At 71.2% G+C, this 2,903-nt stretch carries 3 protein-coding genes; all 3 read left to right on the top strand.

Going from position 1 to position 2,903, the window contains the following annotated elements; genetic code table 11:
- The first annotated feature begins 188 nt into the window (after positions 1-188).
- Positions 189-1,004: a translesion DNA synthesis-associated protein ImuA gene (gene imuA, locus H0W38_RS20220; protein WP_292457547.1), complete on the top strand. Its 816-nt coding sequence runs from the start codon at positions 189-191 to the stop codon at positions 1,002-1,004.
- Positions 934-2,433 carry a DNA polymerase Y family protein gene (locus H0W38_RS20215; RefSeq protein ID WP_292457545.1) on the top strand — a complete coding sequence of 500 codons (1,500 nt, stop codon included), beginning with the start codon at positions 934-936 and terminating at the stop codon, positions 2,431-2,433. The genes imuA and H0W38_RS20215 overlap by 71 nt, the downstream gene beginning before the upstream one ends.
- An 83-nt stretch (positions 2,434-2,516) precedes the next feature.
- The coding region (locus tag H0W38_RS20210) for a PHP domain-containing protein (RefSeq protein ID WP_292457544.1) at positions 2,517-2,903 on the top strand (387 nt) is incomplete at its 3' end.

Raw genomic sequence — 2,903 nt, 5'->3', positions numbered from 1 at the left:
ACGACAGCGTCGTCAGACCCCTACCCAAGCTGGCTCAGCAGGCGTAGCATAACTGGATATCCATCCAGTCTTTTGGCCTAACTGGAGCTAAGTGGATACCCCTTATATCCATCCAGTCTTTTGGCCTAACTGGAGCTAAGTGGATACCCCTTTGTTATGTACAGTACCCCTCCCGCTTCACCTTCGCCATGCTGCCCTCCGCCGCCCTGTCATCCTGTGCCGTCAACCGCCGGCAGGCGTCTGCGCGGGCGCTGGCTGACCTGGCTCCCCGGCTCGGCTTGCCGCTGTGGCAGGCCGGCGAGTTGGCCAGGGCCGGTACGCCCACCACACCGACTGCCCCGACCGGCTGGTCCGCGCTCGATGTCGAACTGCCGGGCGGCGGCTGGCCGCTGACCGGCCTGACGGAGCTGTTGTTGCCCGCATCCGCCAGCGGCGAGCTCATGTTGCTCGCACCCTGGCTGCAGACTTTCGGGCGACGCGAGCTCGGCTCTCGCGAGCTGGTCTGGGTGGCGCCGCCGGGACTGCCCTGCGTGGCAGCGCTGCAGGGGCTGGGCCTGGCACTGCCGCGGCTGGTGTGCATCGACCCGGCGACGATGTCCGACGCCGCCTGGGCCACAGAGCAGGCGCTGCGCTCCGCGAGTTGCGCCGCGGTGCTGTGGTGGAACCAGGGGCCCGTCGCCAGCCTCAACTTGCGCCGGCTGCATCTGGCGGCACAGGCGGGCGCCACGCCGCTGATGGCGTTGCGGCCCGCGAGCGCGCGCGCTCTCAGCAGCCCGGCGCCGCTGCGTTTGAGCTGCACGCCCGACACCGATCGCCGGCTGACAGTCGAAATCTTCAAGCGTCGCGGCCCGCCGATGGCCGCGCCGCTGGTACTGCCCCTCCCCTGGCCGATTTCGGCCCGGCCGCTGCCGAACAACAAGGTTCTTTCCCGCCATGCTGTGGATCGCCCTGCATCTGCCGCACCTCCCGCTGCAAGCCCTGCGCTGGTCGCACCCGGGGTTTGAGGCCACGCTGGCCGTCGCGGTGGCCGAGCAGCACCGGCTGCTCGGCGTCAACCGTGCCGCAAGGGCGCTCGGCGTGCAGACCGGCCAGAGCGTTGCGACCGCCTTGTCGCTGGCGCCGGAGCTCTTGGTGCTCCCGCGCGACTTGCGGCGCGAAGCCGAGGTCGTCGAAACCGTGGCCCTGGCGCTGGCCGCCTTGACGCCCAACCTGGTACTGCAGCCCAGCGGCGTGCTGCTCGAGGTGCAGGGCTCGCTGCGGCTGTTCGGCGGTGTGCGGCACTTGTGGCGGCGCGCGGTGGCATTGGCGCAAACGGCCGGTGCGCAGGCGCGCCTGGCCCTGGCGCCCACCGCGAGCGCGGCCTGGCTTCTGGCGACCAGCGGGATCACGCGGCGGCGCATGCTGCGCGCCACCGCTTGCGCGCGCCAGCTCGACCGCGTGCCGGTGGCGGCGCTGGCCGAGTTGGTGCCGATCGCCCCGCGCCAGGCCGAACTGCTGCAAGCCTTGGGCGTGCAGCGCGTGGGCGAGTTGCGCCGTCTGCCACGCGCCGGGTTGCAACGCCGGCTCGGCAAGGCGCTGAGCGTGGCGCTCGACCGCGCCTATGGTGAACAGCCCGATCCGCGCGTCTGGTTCATGCCGCCCGAGCGCTTCGAAGTCCGCCGCGAGCTGCTGCAGCGTGCCGACGATGCGGCCGTGCTCGTCGCCACGGTCGAGGCGCTGCTGCCGGCGCTGCGGGGTTGGCTGCAACTGAAGTGGCATGCAGCCATCGAGCTCAGCTTGAGGCTGCGGCATGAGCATGGCCGCGAGCCGCTCCCGGACACCGTGCTGCGCCTGCAGCTTTCCACACCGAGCCGTGACATGAACCAGCTCGCGCTGCTGTGGCGCGAGCGCCTGCAGCGTCATGCATTGGCCGCGCCGGTCTATGAGCTCGGGCTGGCGCTCGAAGGCTCGGTGCCGCATGGCGGCACGCCGGGCGAACTGCTGACGGGGCCCGGCCAGACCGGCGGCGAGCACGCTGCGCTGCTCGACCGCCTGGTGGCCAGGGTCGGAGCCGAGCGGGTGCGGCGCTTCATGCCGGTGGCCGATCACCGGCCCGAGCGGGCGCAGCGCGGTGTGCCGATCACCGACGAAGCGGGCCTCAAGCCGGCAAGCGCCGAGGCGTCGTCTGCCCTGCCCCGCCCCTCCTGGCTGCTGAGCACGCCGCAGCCTCTCGCCGTCGACGACTACGGCCGGCCGCTGCACGGCGGGCCGCTGGCCCTGTGCTCGCGTGCCGAGCGCATCGAAGGCGGCTGGTTCGATGGCGGCCTGGTACGGCGCGACTATCACGTCGCCGTCGGTGCGGATCACCGCTTGCGCTGGATCTATCGGGAGCGATGCAGCGCTGTCGCCGCACGCGATCCGGGAGCCTGGTTTCTTCACGGCTGGTTCGGGTGAGATGACAAGCCCCACGCACCTTCGGTGCTGCCCTCCAATCGGGCGTTCAGCTCTCCCGGGGAGACCCGGCGGGGGATGAAGCGATGCCGCAGCCGGCCCATCCCAAGACGCCCTTGCCGGCGTCGCCTTCACCGCCAGCGCCGCACCTGACGCAGCCCGGGCTGCCGGCCTATGCCGAACTGCATTGCCGCTCCAACTTCAGCTTCCTGACCGGCGCCTCGCACCCCGGCGAACTGGTGGCGCGGGCCGCGCAGCTCGGCTATGCGGCCATCGCGATCACCGACGAATGTTCGGTCGCCGGCGTGGTGCGGGCGCACGAGGAGCACAAGCTGCAGCGTCAGCAGGGCTCGGCCCTGCAACTGCTCATCGGAGCCGAGTTCACGCTCCATGCAGATGGCGACACGACCGGCTGCCGCCTGGTACTGCTGGCCATGAACCGCGAAGGCTATGCCCAGCTCTGCGGGCTCATC

Source organism: Methylibium sp., from assembly GCF_013817365.1.
In the GTDB taxonomy this organism is placed as follows: domain Bacteria; phylum Pseudomonadota; class Gammaproteobacteria; order Burkholderiales; family Burkholderiaceae_C; genus Methylibium.
Note: the sequence above shows the minus strand (reverse complement) of the source record. Positions and strands in the feature narration are given on the sequence as shown.

What these genes read in the sequence shown, in the direction of transcription:
- imuA (WP_292457547.1), top strand. Translation starts at nt 189, where the DNA reads ATGCTGCCCTCCGCCGCCCTGTCATCCTGTGCCGTCAACCGCCGGCAG.
- H0W38_RS20215 (WP_292457545.1), top strand. Translation starts at nt 934, where the DNA reads ATGCTGTGGATCGCCCTGCATCTGCCGCACCTCCCGCTGCAAGCCCTG.